Here is a 17,324-nt window from a genome sequence, read left to right as displayed (position 1 = left end):
AATCCGCGCTCAGCGATCGGAATGGGCCAGCACAACAGCGGCCGGCTCTGCCGCCGCTTCGGCCACAGGCCGCTCCGGCGAAGGCGCAATCGCAGCCGGGTCAATCGGGTAGCGGCCAATGCCCAGACTGATGAAGCCGACTTCAGGCGCTTCGTTCACGGCAATGTTGAGGGTCTGTGCCTCGCCCTCGCCCCAGGCGGTCACCCCGTCCCAGACGACCGGTGGCAATTGCCCACCCAGCGCGGCGGCCAGCGGTGCCAGGTCGCCCTGCGGATCATTGCCGCCCGCGCCATACGTGTTGCCCTTCAGCACGATATCGCGCGGCAGCGGATTATAGGTTTCATCCGTGATCGGCAGCGAATAGGACATCAGCAGCACATGCGCGGAGCGGTTGTCGGCAAAGTTGTTGTCGAACACATGCACATTGCGGTTCGCCATCACGATCACGCCGGTGCCTGAGGGCACGCTCGCCACGATATTCCCGGCGGGCGCAAAGTTCGGTGTGTTGTTCTGGATGATCTCGTTATCGAAAATGCGCGTGGAATTGCCCCCCGTCACCGGAAGGTCGGGCAGGTCGAACACGAGAATGCCGCCGGTATTGTCGCGCGCCACGTTTCCATAAACGTCCGCATTCATCGAATTTTCGATCTCGATCCCGGCCACGTTGAATTCAGCCACCGAATTGCGCACGATGATGTTCTTCGACTGGCCGACATAAACGCCCGCATCGGATGCGCCGCGCACGGTCACATTCTCCACCAGCACATCTTCAGACTCGACCGGATAGATCCCGTAAGCGCCATTGGTCTCGCTCGGCCCGCCGGTCCACTCAACCGTCAGGTAACGGTAGATGATCCGGTCTGCGCCTTTCGATTTGATGCCGTCGCCCTTGGTGTTGCGCACGCCGAAATCCATCAGCGTCACATCGTCGGAGGTCACCAGCAGGCCCTCGCCCGCGCCTTCCTGGCCGGTGAAGTCCAGCACCGTCTTCTCCTGCCCTGCCCCGCGCAGCGTTACGCCGCTGACATCCAGCGACAGGCCATCGGACAGCTGGAAGGTACCTTCCGGCAGCATGATCGTCTCGCCCGGCTGCGCCGCGATCAACGCCGCCTGCAGCGTCGCGCCGAAATCGCCCTCCGCCGAAATGGGGGCAGGCAGACCGGCAATGCCAGGCGCCGGGGGCTCGGTGGATTTTGGTGAACAGCCAGCCAATGCCAACAGGGTCGCGGCGCCCGCGATGGCGCTCAGGCGAATAATCATCTGTATCCCTCCCCGGAATTGTTATGACGCAAGTGTCAACTTCAATCCGGGGAAAAGCAAGGGCCGGGAATGGCAAAGGGTCGGTATAGGCCCTTCCGGGCCGGCGCCCCTTATGTGCCCCGCCTCAGTGGACGCTGAGCGGACGCAGATCGTTGGCGTGGCAGGCGGCAAAGGCCGCGTCGCGCCCCTCGACGATCGCCAGTCGCTCCCCGTCATGGGACGACACGATGAAGAGGTCTTCGAGGTCGTCTATGTCAGCAAGCGCGTCCGGCGGCAGGAGACCTGTCACCTCGCCTGCATCCATATGGCGGATATAGACGAAAGAATCGGTTTCGAACGGGTTCGTCTTGTTGAAGTCGGTCGTCATCAGTCCACTCCTTTCCGCGCCCCGTCGGGGGTCGCTGGCAGGGAGCTCGCTGGCCACCTTGCCATGCAGGAAAAGTGGGCCTGCATTGTGGCCGGTTCAAGCACCTTGATGCGGCATGATAAGGGCAAGCCCTTAAGGATCGTTACCAGGGCATTGAGGGACCGGTTTGGACCGGAAATGACCGCGAATTGACCAATTCTGACACGCGCCGTCCTCAAACGTACTCAAAATGACACTGTTTGATACGAAAAAGCCGCCCCTGGGGGCGGCTGGTGTTCCTCACATTTCCGTGTCTGGAAAAGGAGGGGTCCTGGTGGAGCCAAGGGGAGTCGAACCCCTGACCTCTTGCATGCCATGCAAGCGCTCTCCCAACTGAGCTATGGCCCCGGACCGGGAAGCGGATGCACTAGACGAGCGCTCTTCCGCTTTCAAGCCCCTTTTTCACCGTTCGTCGTCTTCTTCACCATCGATTTCGAGGTCATCATCGCCCTCGTCTTCGTCATCGATTTCGAAGTCGTCTTCTTCGTCGTCAGCAATGAGGATTTCGTCCTCATCGTCTTCGTCAACGCCGTCCTCGGAGAAGCCCGAAGGCACTTTGCCCTCTTCGTCTTCCTCGTCGCCGCCTTCGAGAATCACATCGTCATCGTCGTCGCCGAGTTCCTTGGCGTCGTCTTCATCATCGTCGCCATCGTCGGCGTCGGAGGCGTCTTCATCGTCATCATCGCGGATGGCGGTGTCTTCCTCCTCCTCGTTGTCCTCTTCGTCCTCATCTGCCGCTTTCACTGCAGCGCGGGCCGCCTTGGCCTTCACTTTGGTGATGGTGGTGCGGATGACCTCATCTTCAGGATCGAATTCGGCGCCGCATTTGGGGCAGACAGCCGGTCGTTTGTTGAGGTCGTAGAATCGCGACTCACAGGACGGACAGACCTGTTTGGTTCCGAGCTTGTCCTTGGACATGGGGCTGGCGCGCTCCTCTTGGGGCATAAAAGCCGGTTGGAAGTTGGCGGGGCGCTTGCCATGAACGCCCCGCGCTGTCAAAGCCCCAATTTACATCTTGCAACCTGCCTTAAGCATGAGGCCTTTCCCTAATGGTATGGACCAGCCACCCGGTCAAACGTCTCGCCGGCGTCATTCGCGCGCCCGGAGATAAATCCTGCAGCCACCGCGCCCTGATTTTTGGCGGCCTCGCGGAGGGCGAAAGCCGCTTCACAGGCCTGCTTGAGGGCGACGACGTTCTGCGCACCGGACAGGCAATGGAAGCCATGGGTGCCACAGTAACACGCACCGGCCCTGGCGCCTGGGACGTGACCGGCGTTGGGGCAAAAGGCCTTTCCTCGCCGGCCAATGTTCTCGATTTCGGCAATTCCGGCACCGGGTCGCGCCTGCTGATGGGTGTGATGGCTGGATATGACCTCACCGTTGCCTTGACAGGCGACGCCTCGCTCTGCTCCCGCCCGATGAACCGTGTGTTGAGTCCGCTGCGCCTGATGGGCCTGAAGGACACTGCCGGCCCAGACGGCAAGCTGCCCTTCACCCTGACGGGATCAAAAAACCTGCAGGCCATCCGCTACGCCCCGCCTCAAGCGAGCGCCCAGGTGAAATCCGCAGTGCTTCTGGCGGGCCTGAATGCCGAAGGCGAAACCATTGTCGTCGAAGCAAAGCCGACGCGCGACCATACCGAACGGATGTTGCAGGGGTTTGGCGCCAAGCTTGGCTTCAAAATGGAGCCGGGCGGCGCGCATGAAATCGCGCTGAAAGGCGGCCAGCGATTGTACGGTCTGGAAGCGGCCATTCCGGGCGATCCGTCCTCGGCAGCCTTCCTCGTTGCGGCTGGCCTCCTCTCCCCGCAAGGCGATGTGACGGTCGAGAACGTGATGTCGAACCCGACACGCTCCGGCTTCTACGATGTCGCCGATCTGATGGGCGCAGGCCTCGGCGCAGAAGAGCGCGGCGAAGCGGCGGGCGAACGCCTGATCGACCTGCACGCAGGCTACGGCAATCTCCAGGGCATCGCCGTGCCCGAACGTCTCGTTGCCTCGATGATCGACGAATTCCCGATCCTCGCCGTGCTCGCCGCCTTCGCCACCGGCGAAACCCGCGTCACCGGCGCGGAAGAACTCCGCGTCAAGGAAAGCGACCGTATCGGCGCAGTTGTCGCCATGCTGCGCGTCAATGGTGTGGAGGTGGAAGAAACCGAAGACGGCTTCACCGTTCAGGGCTGCGGCGGCCCGCCTCCGGGCGGCGGCGTCGTCGAGACCCGCCACGACCACCGCATTGCTATGAGCGCACTGGTGATGGGAACAGCGGCTCAGAACGCCGTCAGCGTTGACGATATCTCGATGATCGACACCAGCTATCCGGAGTTCCTCAGCCATATGCAGATGCTCGGCGCGGATATTCGCGGCTGAGACCTGCCCCGAGGGCAAAATTGACGAATGCCGCAGGCTGGCCAATGTCAGCCGATGACAACTCTGTTTGATCCCCTCCCCCTCACCCGTGGCCCGGCGCTGAAGAACCGCTTCATGCTGGCGCCGCTGACCAATATGCAGAGCCATGCCGATGGCACGCTGAGCGATGACGAGTTTCACTGGCTGGTGAAACGCGCCGAAGGCGGCTTTGGCCTGACCATGACCTGCGCGGCGCATGTGCAGGCGATGGGACAAGGGTTTCCGGGCCAACTCGGCGTGTTCGATGACAAACACCTGCCCGGCCTGACGCGGCTTGCAGATGCGCTCAACGCAAACGGAACGCATTCTGTCGTGCAGCTGCATCATGCCGGCATGCGCACCCCGCGCGAGCTGATCGGGGGCGAGGCCCCGCTGTGCCCCTCGTCAGACTCCGAGACCGGCGCGCGGGCGATGTCGCTGGATGAAGTCAAACAGGCCGGAGACGATTTCATTGCCGCCGCCAAGCGCTGCGAGCAGGCGGGCTTTCATGGCGTCGAGCTGCACGGCGCCCATGGCTATCTTCTCTGCCAGTTCATCAGCGCGGAAATAAACCGGCGCGAAGATCCCTATGGCGGCACCTATGAAAACCGCACGCGGCTTCTCTGGGACATCATCAAGGGCGTCCGGGCCGAGTGTGGCCGGAACTTCTCTGTCGGCGTACGCCTCTCGCCGGAGCGGTTCGGCATGGATATCGGCGAGATCCGGCGTCTCGCCAGCGAGCTTATGACCAGCGGCGATATCGACTATCTCGACATGTCGCTGTGGGACACCTTCAAGGAACCGGAAGATCCGAGCTTCAAGGGCCGCCCCCTGGTCGAATGGTTTACCGGCCTGCCGCGCGGCAATTGCCGGCTGGGGGCCGCAGGCAAGCTGACGACCGGCGAAAGCTGCCAGCGCGCCATGGAGACGGGTCTGGACTTCGTGGCCATCGGCCGCGGCGCGATCCTCCATCACGATTTCCCGGAGAAGGTCAAAGCGGACGCTGCGTTCAAGCCGATCGCCCTGCCCGTTCCCGAGCAGCATCTGGTTGCCGAAGGTCTGGGGCCTGCTTTCGTGAGCTATATGAAGTCATGGAAGGGCTTCGTGACAGAGCCTGCCAGCGCCTAACTTGACTTGCGAGGGCGGCTAGCCCACTCCCCGCCCCCATGATCATTGCAATCGACGGCACGACAGCTTCCGGCAAGGGCACTATCGCGCGGCGCCTGGCCGGGCATTTTGGCCTGCCTCATATGGACACCGGACGGCTTTACCGCGCCGTTGCGGTCGCCGCGCTGAAGAAGGGCGTACCGCTCGATGAGGCCGGCGCCCTGGCCGACCTAGCCCGGATGCTGGACCTAGCCGACTTTGTGGAACACGAGCTGCGCTCGGCCGAAGCAGGCAAAGCCGCCAGCGTTGTGGCGGCGATCCCGTCGGTGCGTCAGGCCCTGTTTGAATTGCAGCGCGCCTTCGCCACCCGCGCCGGGGGCGCCCTGCTTGACGGGCGCGACATTGGCACGGTGATCGCCCCGGACGCCGATGTGAAGCTCTGGGTCGACGCCGATGTCCGCCAGCGGGGCGAGCGACGCTGGAAGGAACTGGTCGGCAATGGCGAGACCGTCACGCTGGACCAGGTGATCGAGCAGTTGAAAATCCGGGATGCACGTGATCAGGGGCGGGCCGATGCGCCTGCAACAATCGCCGCCGATGCCATCTTGATCGATACCACTGATCTCACTATAGACGCGGCTGTGGAAAGGGCGATGGCTGCCGTGGAGGCTGCTCTCGCCAAGGGAAAGACTGCCTGAGGGGCTCTCTGAAACGGGACAACCTCAATCCAAACAGGCGGAACCCGCTTCAAATCTTATAAGCCCACGCGACGGGTCGAGTGTTAGCAGGCGGCAATAGTGCCGGCCCTGCCTTTGAGCCATTCGTCCCTCACCGGAGACCCTATGACCAATCAAATGAACCCCACCACTGACGATTTTGCCGCGATGTTCGAATCTTCGCCGGCAGCTTCGGCGATGCAGGAAGGCCAGGTTATCCCGGCAACCGTCCTGCGCATCGACAATGACGCCGTCGTCGTCGACATCGGCCTGAAAACCGAAGGCCGCATCCCGGCAAAAGAATTCCTTCTCGAAGAGAAGCAGCCCGCTCCGGGCGACCTGGTCGACGTTTATCTCGACCGCATCGAGAACGCCCTCGGCGAAGCTGTCCTCTCGCGCGACAAAGCCCGCCGCGAAGAGCGCTGGATCAAGCTCGAGAAGAGCTTCTCGAAAGGCGAGCCTGTCAAAGGCGCCATCTCCGGCCGCGTCAAAGGTGGTTTCACCGTCGACCTCGGCGGCGTCAACGCCTTCCTTCCGGGCTCCCAGGTGGACATTCGCCCCGTGCGCGATGTCGGCCCGCTCATGGGCGAAGTCCAGCCGTTCGCAATCCTCAAGCTCGACCGCGTTCGCGGCAACATCGTTGTCTCGCGCCGCGCAATCCTCGAAGAGAGCCGCGCCGAACAGCGTGCGGAAATCGTCTCCGACATGGCTGAAGGCGACGTCCGCAAGGGTATCGTCAAGAACATCACCGATTACGGCGCCTTCGTCGACCTCGGCGGTATCGACGGCCTGCTGCACGTCACCGACATGTCCTACAAGCGCATCAACCACCCCTCGCAGGTGGTCGAAGTCGGTCAGGAAGTCGAAGTTCAGATCATCAAGATCAACCCCGAGACCCAGCGTATCTCGCTCGGCATGAAGCAGCTCGGCACCGATCCGTGGGACAACATCTCGTCCCGCTACCCGGTTGGCGCACGCCTGACGGGCACCGTCACCAACATCACCGACTACGGCGCCTTCGTGGAGCTGGAAGACGGTGTGGAAGGCCTGATCCACGTCTCCGAAATGAGCTGGACCAAGAAGAACGTCCACCCCGGCAAGATCCTCTCGACCTCTCAGGAAGTCGAAGTGGAAGTGCTGGACGTCGACAGCGAAAAGCGCCGCATCTCGCTCGGCCTCAAGCAAACCATGGACAATCCGTGGAACGCCTTCCTTGCTGCCAACCCGGTTGGCTCGGAAATCGAGGGCGAAGTGCGCGGCATCACCGAGTTCGGTCTGTTCGTTGGCCTCGGCCCGGACCTCGACGGCATGGTGCACATCAACGACATCGCCTGGGACAAATCGGGTGATCAAGCGATTGAAGCCTTCCAGAAAGGCGACCGCGTTCGCGCGAAAGTTCTCGACGTTGATGTCGAGAAAGAGCGCATTTCGCTGGGCATCAAGCAACTGTCGGGCGACCCGATCGAGTCTGCTACCAGCGACACCGGCGGCGGCCTGAAGCGTGGCGGCACCGTCACCTGCACCGTCACCGAGGTCACTTCGGGCGGCATCGAAGTCGAATTCGGCGCCCCGCCGATGAAGGCCTTCATCCGCCGCTCCGACCTGTCGCGTGACCGCGCAGACCAGCGCCCTGAGCGTTTCGCTGTTGGCGACAAGGTCGACGCGAAAATCCTCACGATCGACCGCGCAACGCGCCGCGTTTCGCTCTCGATCAAAGCTCTTGAGATCGCCGAAGAAGCTGAAGCCGTTGCACAATACGGTTCGGCTGACGCCGGTGCATCGCTGGGCGACATCCTCGGCGCCGCGCTTGCCTCTTCCAAAGGCAAGACGAAATCGGCCGGCGACTCCTCCGCGCTCGACGCCCAGGGCCGTCTGTCCGGTCCGCAAGGCGAAGCTGACGACCTGAAGAAGCTGAAAGGTCTCGGCCCGGCTTTCGAGAAGAAGCTCAACGAAGCTGGTATCTATCACTTCTGGCAAATCGCTGCCCTGTCCGACGAGCAAATCGCCGGTCTGGAAGAAGAACTGGCCATCCAGGGCCGCTTCGAGCGCGATGGCTGGAAGGATCAGGCTGACTCTCTGGCCTAATTTGGGAGCCGGTCTGCCGCAAAGCTGACCGGCAACCTAAATTTCCCGAAATGTTTGCGGCGGGGGCCTAGCGCTCCCGCCGCAAATGCATTTAATATCAACGCAATGCTTAAGTCCCAACTCATAGAGAAGCTCGCTGAGGAGAACACGCACCTGCGTCATGAAGACGTAGAAAAGGTGGTGAACGTTATTCTCGGCGAAATCGGCGAAGCGCTCGCCCGGGGTGACCGGGTGGAACTGCGCGGCTTTGGCGCTTTTTCCGTGCGCAAGCGGGACGCTCGTAAAGGACGCAATCCCCGCACCGGCGAACCGGTCAAGGTTCCGGCCAAGGCCGTCCCCTTCTTCAAGGCAGGCAAGGAACTGCGCGCCCGCGTGAATGGCGGCAGCGACCCCGAAGCGCGATAATGGTGCCGAGGTCTTCGCGCCGCTGATGCAGCTTCTTGACGCTGCAGGCAAACCCCGCGACGTTCAGCCCAACTTAGGTTTGGGCTTGGTTCCATGGGAAAGGGGTAAAATGCTCAAGGAATTCAAAGAATTTGCGATGAAGGGCAACCTCATCGACATGGCTGTCGGCTTTGTGATGGGCGGCGCATTCGCCACCGTTGTAACTGCCTTCATTCAAGGCGTTTTCCTGCCGGTCCTCGCGCCCATCATGGGTGGCATCGATCTTTCCTCTCTGAAGTTCACAGTCGTTCCGGCTGAAGTCGGCGCAGCAGGCGAAGTCGTTAAGGAAGCCGCCATCATAGAGCTTGGCGCTTTCATCTCAGCGGTGATCTCATTCATCATCGTCGCCTTCGTGATGTTCATGATCATCAAGGGAATGAACACACTCAAGAAGAAAGAAGAAGCTGCACCGCCGCCGGCTCCGCCGCGCCAGGAAGTGCTGCTCGAAGAGATCCGCAACCTGCTGGCCAAGAACCAGTAGGAACTGCGGCACCGGGTTCGCAAAGTATTAAGCAGTCTGCTGCTACTTTGTGGATAGTAGAGTACCGCGTAGAGTGCGGAGGGCGGCCTGTCGGGTCGCCCTTCTTGCTTTTGGCGCCAGTCTTTTGGTGCAAGTGCAGTATCCAAGCGGTGCCCCAGCTTGAGATTGTCAGACGCAAACACGCATCAGGCCCAATCCGGGTTCGGATTGAGCCTGATCTGAAAACGCGACAATGCTGATGTCAGTAAGTGTATTCCTCGATCCCCGTGAGGGTGATCGTATAGGCCGCATCCGCCAGTTCGCTTTCCTGCGTCTGGGTGTGGATGGTGCCTTCGATCCAGACGGCCTGGGCGAGGTCCTGCATCTTGATCGGCTTGTCCGACATGACGAACACTGTCTGGTTCGGCGGAGGCGGAGGCGCGTGGATACAAGCACCGAAGTACGGCACGAGGAGAAACTCCTTGATCTGGGCATCCGCGCCGTATTCGAACGGCACTGTGTAGCCCGGAATACGGATCTTCTTGCCGTTGAGTTCCTTCACTGTGTTGAAAGTGCCGATCTGGACGGCGGTATCGGCGGCCGATCCTTCGGCAATGCCGCTGCCTGAATAAAGCATCGCCATCTGCGCCTGATACATTTGGGCGAGGCGTTCTTCCTCCCCTTCCGGCATCAGGTCTTCCCAACCGATCCGGGTGACGCCGCGGGCGGCCAGCTCAGCATCCTTGCGGGCCTGCTCTTCCGCGCGCTTCTTTGCAGCTTCGGCGCGGGCGGCAGCGCGCTCAGCGGCACTCTGGCCGATCTTGTCGCCCACTTTCGGGCCTTCCGCCTTCGTCTCGGTGGCCGATTCCTTGGCGGGTTTGGCCGGGGCAGCTTCGGCTGTTCCGACGGTGGTGGCCCCGCCGCAAGCAGCGGCAAGACCAAATGCGAGGCTGGCGAGGGCGAAGCCCGGAAGGGATGTCGTTTTCATGGCGCCAATTTAGGCTGACTGAGCGGCGCGCGCCAAGAGCACAATGCTGTTACAATCGGACGCTGAGGCCATCTGCCAGTGATCGCCGCATTGCCGCCACGGCCGGAACCGCACCGATGATCAGAGAAGCGCTTGTCACCGCGCCCAGAACATAGAGATCCAGCAGGCCAGGGCCGCCACCGCCGAAGGACACGCCATACCGCGCCTGAAGGAGTGGACTTACCACGGCAAACAGCGCGTGCATGATGAAGATACCGATCACCGCGCCAAGGAAACCGATCAGGCCCGCCTCCAGAACCAGCAGCAAGAAGATGTGGCCAGGCCGGGCGCCCGTCGCACGCAGAATGGACATTTCACGGCGACGCTCATTCAGGCTGGTCAGAATGGAGGTCAGGATGGACACCAGTCCAACAGCGATCACAAAAGCCGAAACCGCCAGCAGGGCGCGCTCGGCGATGGCGGTGACACCCCAAAGCTCGTGCAAAGCCTCTCCCGGAATGATCGCCATCAGGGGCTCGGTTTTGTTGGTATTGATCTGACGGCGCGTCGTCAGGATCGTCCCCTTCCGCTCAAGGCCCACGAAGATGGCGGTTACCGTTTTAGGCGTGAGGTCGAACGAGCGGATCATCTCTGTTGGGATCGAATCGGCGAGCGGGTTCTTGGCGCCCGTCTCCCAGCCGACATGGATGGCAGTGATCGCTTCGAGCGACACATGGATTGTGCGATCCACCGGTGTGCCGGTCGGCTTCAAGATGCCGGACACGCGGAAGGGGCGGTTCTCGTGACCAGAGCCGAGGTCTGCCGCGCCAAGGCCGTGATTGAGCACCAGAGGCGTGTCGATTTGATACCCAAGCTCGCGGGCGACATCCGCGCCGATGACAGCATCGAAAAGGTCGTCAAACACCGCGCCCTCTGCCAGCTGAAGGGGCTGACCACCGCCATACTTATAGCGGTCGAAATATTCGGTCGTCGTGCCCATCACGCGGTAGCCGCGATGGCTGTCACCCAGCGCGATCGGAACAGCCCAGGCTATGTCCGGGCGCTCCGCAATCTGACGATAAGTGGGCCAGGAAACCTCTGCTGTTGCAGAGCCCATGCGGAACACGGAATAGAGCAGCAGGTTCACCGTGCCCGTCGGCGCGCCGATGATCAGGTCAGTTCCGGAAATCGTGTTTTCGAACCCTTCGCGCGCGCCGCTGCGTGCTTTTTCAACACCAAGAAACAGGGCGACGGAAAGCGCCACCGCAACGATGGTGAGGATGACCGAGCCTTTGCGGTTCAGCAGGCTGCGCCATGCCAGCGAGAAGAGAGCGGTCATGCCTTTACCCCGGCGCGGTTCATTTCAGTCAGGTCAGCAGCCCGGGTGAACAGGCTGGCGAGCGAAGCATCGTGGCTGACAAACAGGAGACTGGCGCCAGAACGAGCCACCTCTTCGGAGAGCAGATTGATGAACCGGTCGCGCGCATCTGCGTCGAGCGCGGAGGTCGGCTCGTCGGCAATCACCAGGCTGGGGCTGCCGATCAAAGCGCGGGCAGCCGCCACGCGCTGTTGCTGGCCGACGGAAAGATCGGACACACGTCGGGAAAGCAGATCCGCATCGTCAAGACCGAGCCGGGCCAACAGGCGCTGCGCTTCTGCCTGCGGATGATCGCCGGCGGCCTCGCGACGTGCCGCCGAGAACCGCAGCGGCAAAAGCACGTTCCCAGTCACCGACAGGTAAGGTACCAGATTGAACATCTGAAAGATGACGCCCATCCGGTCGGCCCGCAGCCGATCGCGCCGAGACGCAGCGAGGCTGGACATATCTTCGCCCAGAACCGCGATACGGCCAGCCTGAGGCTGCAGAACCCCGGCGATCAGACCCAGTAACGTCGATTTGCCGGAGCCGGAGGGGCCACGCAGGAAAACACGCTCACCTGCTTCCATACGGAAGCCAGCAATATCGAGCACAGGGGCCCCGCCCTTCCACGCAAAGCGCAGCCCTTCGATTTCAATGACGGGATCAGCCATGCCGCTTTTATTTCAGGGAAATTTCAGGTGCGGAAGGCGTCAGCTCTGCGGCTTTCTGAACCGTGTCGCCGATGAAGACGGCATTGATCGTTTCAAAACCGGGAAACACGGTGAAACCATCGAAGCGTGCCGCCGTGACCGCGCCTGGCCGGGCGCAGCTCCAGACGAAGTTGAGGTGAATATCGGTGTGGCCGCTGCTGGTGTCGACGACCGCTTCGGGCATTTCAGCTGAGCATTCGCCCCCTGTCACGGTGACAAGGCCGGGGAATGCAGCCTTTGCCTCTTCCGTGATTGTGCCGTCAGCTTCGGATAAGCCGAAATTGGCAAGCGGCGAAATCATCTCGGCTGTCAGCCGGTTTCCCTCGAACACAAAGGCGAGATCGGCAATGCCATGCACATGCGCTGCGCCGCCGGCATGATCCTCGTGATGATCGTGCGCGTCACCTTCACCCTCATGAGCGTGTCCTGCTTCTTCCTCATGGACGTGATCATCATGTGCTTCGCCTGCCGCGGCCGCGGCCGTAGTTTCCGTGGGAGACGCAGCAGGCGCCGACGTTTCGGATTGTCCGCAGGCGGCGATCAGCGAAAAAGCCGCGCCAGCAAGCACAGGCAGGGAAAGACGGGGAAATTGGATCATGGAGAACTCCTGGTCAGCCTGCCGGCTGGCGAAAACATTGAAAAACCAGCAAGCAGGTAAAAATCTTCTGGCAAGCCCATGAGTGAAACATTATAACACTTTCTGCAAGGTGCCGCTGCGCACATCGCGCAGCCTTTTCAAACCCATCTGGCACTCATCAGGCCCGACAACCGGACGTAAGACGCCGCATGCCCTTCTCTCTTCAGGCGCCAATCCTGTTCGGCCTGCTGGCCGCGCTTGTAACTTCCATGGGACTACTCGCTGTTGCGTTGCGCAGTGAGTGGACTGCGCGCCAGTCCGGCCTCTTTTCATTGGCCGCCGGCGGCATGCTGATCTCGCTAACTTTGTTGCACATTGCGCCGGAAGCCATTCGCATGAGCAATGGTGCGCCGATGTTTGTGCTTGGTGGCTTCTTTGGCGGGCTGATGCTGTCCTCCGGTATAGCGATGCTGTTTCCGGAAAAAGCGGGCGGCCGGGCACTCGCTTTCACGCCCCTGCTCGCCATTGGTCTGCATTCCTTTCTGGATGGAGTAATTTACTCTGTCACTTTTGCGGCAAGCTTTGAGGCTGGCGTCTACGCGTCGACCTCGCTCATCATTCACGAATTTGCGGAAGGCGTGATCTCGTTCGCAATTCTGACCCGGCACGGATTCCGGATTCGCGAAGCCGTCCTCTGGGCCTTCCTGGCCGCCGGCGCGACAACACCTCTGGGGGCAATCGTAAGCGGCGTCTTTATGCAAGGCCTCGGCGCGGACGCTGTCTCCGCGCTCTACGCCGTCTCGGCAGGCCTGCTGATCTATGTTGCGACAGGACCTCTGATGCAGCCTCTGAAGGACGAACCGCCCTTCCGGGGCATCCTTGCGCTCGGCTGCGGGGTCGCAATTGCGCTGGTTCTCATGCTGATGCCGATCCATGGACATGAGGGCGACACGCACGACCATGATCACAGCCTGAGAGATCCTTCCGGAATCCATACTCATTGATGGAACCGGCACGGCCCTTGCACCGTTACTTCCCGAAACAAGCCTCTGAATGGGCGGGAGTCGGGTATGGTTGCCTTCACGAATTGGGTGAAAACAACGGGTGTCATGGCGGCTCTGGCATCTCTGCCGGTCGCCGCGAACGCTGACAGCGGCTGCGGATTGCGTGAGGTAGAACGCTTCCAGGCGGCCGTGCTGCAGCCCGCCGTTGAAGCGACACCGGCCTATCTGAAACAGACAGCAGAGAGCTTCATCTCAGATTGTCCGGATCGTTTCGAAACACGCGACGCACATCTGATCGCAGCCCGCGGCGCCATGGATTCCGGGCAGGCTCAGGCAGCCGTTCTTCATTTTGACGACGCCGTGAAACGCGGAGCACGTCTTACGCCGGTTCAGCGCCTCGACCAGTCTGTCGCCCTGCTGGCAGCGGGCGAAGATCGCGCTGCCGTCGAAGCCCGCAATCTTGCCATCGGCGACTGGCTGGAAAAACTCGCCGCTCGCGGCGTGACCAGCATTGATGTTCGCAAGTCGCGCGGAGGTATCATCCTCGCTGTAAACTTCCCAAGACGTGACACAGAAGGCAGCGTCCATGCCCTGTGGCTGGCCGTGCCGGATGGGCCAGGCCTGCCGGCTGCGGCGGTTCTGCGGCCCGATCCAATGCGTGCCTCTCTGCGGGCGTTGCGGACTGGACGGTCACCGGCAGCGCTGACCATTCTGGAGCAGCGTACCTGCCAGGACGCGCGCATCCTGCGCGAGACCGCTCAACCCGCAGCAATCGAAAGTTTTGATCGGGACGCCAGTAAAGCCATGCGCGCCTATCTGCGCAAACCGGTCGCCCTGCCCCACACAGAGCCTGGCCAACCACTTGCAAGCTGCCTGATGCCAGACCTGATGCTGCACGTCCCGGCCGAGGCGCCCTAGATCGGAAGCTCTGTCGTATTCTTCAGGCATTCCATCGCAAACGTTGCGCTGACATCGGCAAGATCCACTCGCGCAATCAACGCCTTGTAGACCCGGTCATAGTCCGGAACGCTGCCGACCTGAATTTTCAGCAGGTAATCAACATCGCCCGCCATGCGGTAAAACTCGACGACTTCAGGAATGGCACGAACGGCCCCTGCAAACCGCTCCAACCAGGCGGCGGAGTGATCCCGCGTGCGAATGGCGACAAACACCGTTTGCGCCAGACCAACCTTGTCCGGATCGACCAGCGCAACCCGCTTTGAGAGTATGCCAGCCTCTTCCATCCGTTTGATGCGCCGCCAGCAGGTGTTTACCGAGATGCTGGCGATCTCTGCCAGCGAATCGAGAGAGGTCGCCCCGTCGATCTGAAGCGCGCGGAGCAGCACACGATCCGTTTCGTCAATCTTTTCCATTCAAATACCATTTTCTCGAATTTTGTTATCATACATATCCGGATTAGAGAGATTTTATAAGATGATTTTGGCCTCGGACTGAGGGATTCTCAGCAGATGCCTCAGCCCGCCTCCGCTCTCAAGCAGCCCGCCGTCTCGTCCCTCCCCACGGCCTCCTCCTGCCAGGAGACGCGGCTGAAGGCGCTTTCTGCCCTTATCGGACGCACGCCGATGCTTTCAATTCGGCTGCGCTTTCGCGGCCGGGAGCATGTGATCCACGCTAAGGCCGAGCACTACAATCTCACGGGCTCCATCAAGGACCGGATGGCGCTGTCGATCCTTTCAACCGCCTACCGGACCGGAGCGCTACAACCGGGCGACATCATTGCGGAAGCCACCAGCGGCAACGCCGGCATCGCCCTCACGGCACTCGGCCGCGCGCTTGGCCATCCAGTGGAAATCTACATGCCCGACTGGATGAGCGATGAGCGCAAATGCCTGCTGCGCAGCCTCGGCGCGGACCTCAAACTCCTGTCGCGCGAAGAAGGCGGATTCCTTGGCGCGATCGCTGCAACTGAGACGCGCGCCACCGAAAGCAACTCCGTGTTCCTGCCCTGCCAATTCTCCAACGGCGACAATGCAGCAGCGCACGCCGAAGGGACCGCCCGGGAACTCATCGAACAGATGAGCTGCGTCGGTCTGAAGCCAGACGCTTTCGTCGCCGGTGTTGGAACGGGCGGAACCGTTATGGGCGTTGGGCGCACACTGAGGGCAGCATTTCCCGGCGTAAAAGTTCACCCGCTCGAGCCGAAAGAGTCGCCAACACTGTCCACTGGATACAAGGTGGGCCACCACCGCATTCAGGGCATTTCAGACGATTTTATCCCGGCGCTGGTAAAGCTTGATCAGCTCGACGACGTGATTGCCGTGTCTGATGGCGACGCCATCCGGATGGCGCAGCGCCTGGCGCGTGAGCTGGGCCTCGGCGTCGGCATCTCGTCCGGCGCAAACCTGATTGGCGCCCTGATGGCCGCAGAGAAAATTGGTGAGGGCGCCTGCGTCGCCACAGTCTTCTGCGACGACAACAAGAAATACCTTTCGACCGCGCTTGCATCGGAAGAGCCACACAAGGAAAGCCATCTGACGCCGGAAATCGAACTCATCGATTTCGAAGCCAGCGTTTGCAACTAGGCCCTAGCTGGCGAGCTTCTCGGCGGCGGCTTCTTCTCTTTCCCGGCTGGTAAAGCGGCGCGTGAACTGGGTCACACGCGGCGCGATTTCCGTCTCGAAGCGCGAGCCGTTGAACACACCGTAATGGCCGACACCGGGCTGGATATAATCCGTCCGCATATCATCGGGGATGTTCTTGCAAAGGTCGTGCGCAGCCTGGGTCTGGCCGATGCCGGAAATATCGTCCTTTTCACCCTCAACCGTCATCAGGGCAACATCGCGGACAGCTTCGGGTTTGACGAGCCGTTCGCCGCGATAATTATAAATCCCGCGCGGCAGGTGGTGTTCCTGGAATACGCGCTGGATGGTCTGAAGGTAGAACTCTTCCGTCAGATCAAGGACAGAAAGGTATTCGTCATAGAATTCGCGGTGCTTTGCGGCGTTGTCGCCGTCGCCGTCGACAAGGTGATTGAAGAATTTCCAATGCGCATCGACATGCCGGTTCCAGTTCATGTTCATGAACGAAGCCAATTGAACGAAGCCCGGATACACCCGCCGAAGAACACCCGGATAAGGCGCAGGCACAGTGTAGATCATGTTCTGCTCGAACCAATCGAACGAGCGCTCTTCAGCAAGCTTGTTAGGTACGGTCGGCGAGCGGCGCGCATCAATGGGTGACCCCATGAAGGTCATGCTGGCCGGCAAAGCCGGATCCTCATCTTCCGCCATCATGGAAATAGCCGCGAGCACCGGAGGGCCAGGCTGGCAAACCGCAACGACATGCGCGCCACCACCCAAACGGGTAAGGATCTTCCGGATATGGTCAATATAATCGTCTAGATCGAAACGGCCGAGCCAGACGGGCGCCATGCGCGCATCTACCCAATCGGTGATGTAGACATCATGCGTCTCGAGGAAACCTTCCACGGTTCCGCGCAGCAGGGTTGCGTAATGTCCTGACAGGGGCGCAACGATGAGCATGCGGGGCAGCGGAGCTGCGCCTTTCCGGCGCGCTGCCGCGAGACGATCGGCGTCCTTTCGGAAATGGACGAGGTTGCACCAGGGAGACCGCCAAGCGACTTCGGTCTCTACCGGCACATCAATGCCGTTGATCCGAAGCGAAGTGATCCGCCATTCCGGCTTGCCATAATACCGCGTCGCACTTTCGAACACGTCCGCCATAGCGGCAAGGGACTTACCATAACTGGTATGACCAATCGGGTTCAGTGGTGAATTCAGAGCTGCAAGGCCAGCCCGCGCGGCAAGCCGCATAGGCGCCATCGCCACCCGATTCAGTTCGACAAGGGAGTAGAGCATCG

At 61.2% G+C, this 17,324-nt stretch carries 18 protein-coding genes and 1 tRNA gene; 9 read left to right on the top strand and 10 right to left on the bottom strand.

The genetic code is table 11. The annotated features are described in order from the left end of the window. Positions 1–9: 9 nt before the first annotated feature. From K1X12_RS04945 to K1X12_RS04930, 4 genes are all read right to left on the bottom strand, one after another. Positions 10–1,260 carry a parallel beta-helix domain-containing protein gene (locus K1X12_RS04945; protein WP_220986519.1) on the bottom strand — a complete coding sequence of 417 codons (1,251 nt, stop codon included), beginning with the start codon at positions 1,258–1,260 and terminating at the stop codon, positions 10–12. A 124-nt stretch (positions 1,261–1,384) separates the two neighbouring features. Continuing rightward, the gene (locus tag K1X12_RS04940) at positions 1,385–1,627 is read right to left on the bottom strand and encodes a DUF1150 family protein (RefSeq protein ID WP_220986518.1); all 243 of its coding nucleotides are present in this window, start codon (positions 1,625–1,627) and stop codon (positions 1,385–1,387) included. 311 nt (positions 1,628–1,938) lie between these two features. Beyond that, positions 1,939–2,014 (bottom strand) — tRNA-Ala (locus K1X12_RS04935). Positions 2,015–2,068: 54 nt separating this feature from the next. Continuing rightward, entirely contained in the window at positions 2,069–2,584 is a 516-nt protein-coding gene (locus K1X12_RS04930; RefSeq protein WP_220986517.1) for a TIGR02300 family protein, read from the bottom strand. Between the two features lie 131 nt (positions 2,585–2,715). On the opposite strand from K1X12_RS04930, the gene aroA reads away from it, so the two are divergent. The 6 genes from aroA (at position 2,716) to mscL (ending at position 8,886) form a co-directional block, all read left to right on the top strand. Then, on the top strand, positions 2,716–4,035 hold the full coding sequence (aroA, locus tag K1X12_RS04925) for a 3-phosphoshikimate 1-carboxyvinyltransferase (RefSeq protein ID WP_220986516.1): 1,320 nt from the start codon (positions 2,716–2,718) through the stop codon (positions 4,033–4,035). 54 nt (positions 4,036–4,089) lie between these two features. Continuing rightward, a complete protein-coding gene (locus K1X12_RS04920; RefSeq protein ID WP_220986515.1) occupies positions 4,090–5,181 on the top strand; it encodes an NADH:flavin oxidoreductase in 1,092 nt (363 codons plus the stop codon). A gap of 38 nt (positions 5,182–5,219) precedes the next feature. Further along, the gene (gene cmk, locus K1X12_RS04915) at positions 5,220–5,858 is read left to right on the top strand and encodes a (d)CMP kinase (protein WP_220986514.1); all 639 of its coding nucleotides are present in this window, start codon (positions 5,220–5,222) and stop codon (positions 5,856–5,858) included. A gap of 144 nt (positions 5,859–6,002) precedes the next feature. Next, on the top strand, positions 6,003–7,961 hold the full coding sequence (gene rpsA, locus K1X12_RS04910; RefSeq protein WP_220986513.1) for a 30S ribosomal protein S1: 1,959 nt from the start codon (positions 6,003–6,005) through the stop codon (positions 7,959–7,961). Positions 7,962–8,066: 105 nt separating this feature from the next. Next, on the top strand, positions 8,067–8,366 hold the full coding sequence (gene ihfB / locus K1X12_RS04905) for an integration host factor subunit beta (RefSeq protein WP_220986512.1): 300 nt from the start codon (positions 8,067–8,069) through the stop codon (positions 8,364–8,366). Further along, a complete protein-coding gene (gene mscL, locus K1X12_RS04900; RefSeq protein ID WP_225907873.1) occupies positions 8,338–8,886 on the top strand; it encodes a large conductance mechanosensitive channel protein MscL in 549 nt (182 codons plus the stop codon). The genes ihfB and mscL overlap by 29 nt, the downstream gene beginning before the upstream one ends. A 241-nt stretch (positions 8,887–9,127) precedes the next feature. Here mscL and K1X12_RS04895 read toward each other — a convergent pair whose 3' ends face one another. From K1X12_RS04895 to K1X12_RS17110, 4 genes are read right to left on the bottom strand one after another with little or no spacing between them, the layout of a single operon-like run. Further along, positions 9,128–9,853, bottom strand: a complete 726-nt coding sequence (locus tag K1X12_RS04895; protein WP_220986511.1) for a DUF3299 domain-containing protein — start codon at positions 9,851–9,853, stop codon at positions 9,128–9,130. A gap of 49 nt (positions 9,854–9,902) precedes the next feature. Next, positions 9,903–11,171: an ABC transporter permease gene (locus K1X12_RS04890; RefSeq protein ID WP_220986510.1), complete on the bottom strand. Its 1,269-nt coding sequence runs from the start codon at positions 11,169–11,171 to the stop codon at positions 9,903–9,905. Then, positions 11,168–11,863 carry an ABC transporter ATP-binding protein gene (locus K1X12_RS04885; protein WP_220986509.1) on the bottom strand — a complete coding sequence of 232 codons (696 nt, stop codon included), beginning with the start codon at positions 11,861–11,863 and terminating at the stop codon, positions 11,168–11,170. The genes K1X12_RS04890 and K1X12_RS04885 overlap by 4 nt, the downstream gene beginning before the upstream one ends. 7 nt (positions 11,864–11,870) lie before the next feature. Further along, a complete protein-coding gene (locus tag K1X12_RS17110; protein WP_220986508.1) occupies positions 11,871–12,500 on the bottom strand; it encodes a ZrgA family zinc uptake protein in 630 nt (209 codons plus the stop codon). Between the two features lie 188 nt (positions 12,501–12,688). On the opposite strand from K1X12_RS17110, the gene K1X12_RS04875 reads away from it, so the two are divergent. Next, a complete protein-coding gene (locus K1X12_RS04875; RefSeq protein WP_220986507.1) occupies positions 12,689–13,483 on the top strand; it encodes a ZIP family metal transporter in 795 nt (264 codons plus the stop codon). Positions 13,484–13,549: 66 nt separating this feature from the next. After that, positions 13,550–14,401: a hypothetical protein gene (locus K1X12_RS04870; RefSeq protein ID WP_220986506.1), complete on the top strand. Its 852-nt coding sequence runs from the start codon at positions 13,550–13,552 to the stop codon at positions 14,399–14,401. Here the strand turns inward: K1X12_RS04870 and K1X12_RS04865 are convergent. Then, positions 14,398–14,856, bottom strand: a complete 459-nt coding sequence (locus K1X12_RS04865) for an Lrp/AsnC family transcriptional regulator (protein ID WP_220986505.1) — start codon at positions 14,854–14,856, stop codon at positions 14,398–14,400. The genes K1X12_RS04870 and K1X12_RS04865 overlap by 4 nt on opposite strands. Before the next feature lie 96 nt (positions 14,857–14,952). Between K1X12_RS04865 and K1X12_RS04860 the strand changes: the two genes are divergently transcribed. Continuing rightward, positions 14,953–16,026, top strand: coding sequence for a PLP-dependent cysteine synthase family protein (locus K1X12_RS04860; RefSeq protein ID WP_220986504.1), 1,074 nt, complete (start codon positions 14,953–14,955; stop codon positions 16,024–16,026). Between the two features lie 3 nt (positions 16,027–16,029). Here K1X12_RS04860 and K1X12_RS04855 read toward each other — a convergent pair whose 3' ends face one another. Next, complete coding sequence (locus tag K1X12_RS04855; protein WP_220986503.1) at positions 16,030–17,322, bottom strand: polyhydroxyalkanoate depolymerase; 1,293 nt, start codon at positions 17,320–17,322, stop codon at positions 16,030–16,032. Positions 17,323–17,324: the final 2 nt, after the last annotated feature.

The organism is Hyphomonas sediminis (genome assembly GCF_019679475.1).
Lineage (GTDB): Bacteria > Pseudomonadota > Alphaproteobacteria > Caulobacterales > Hyphomonadaceae > Hyphomonas > Hyphomonas sediminis.
The sequence above is the reverse complement of the archived record's forward strand: the minus strand, read 5'-3'. Positions and strand labels throughout refer to the sequence as shown.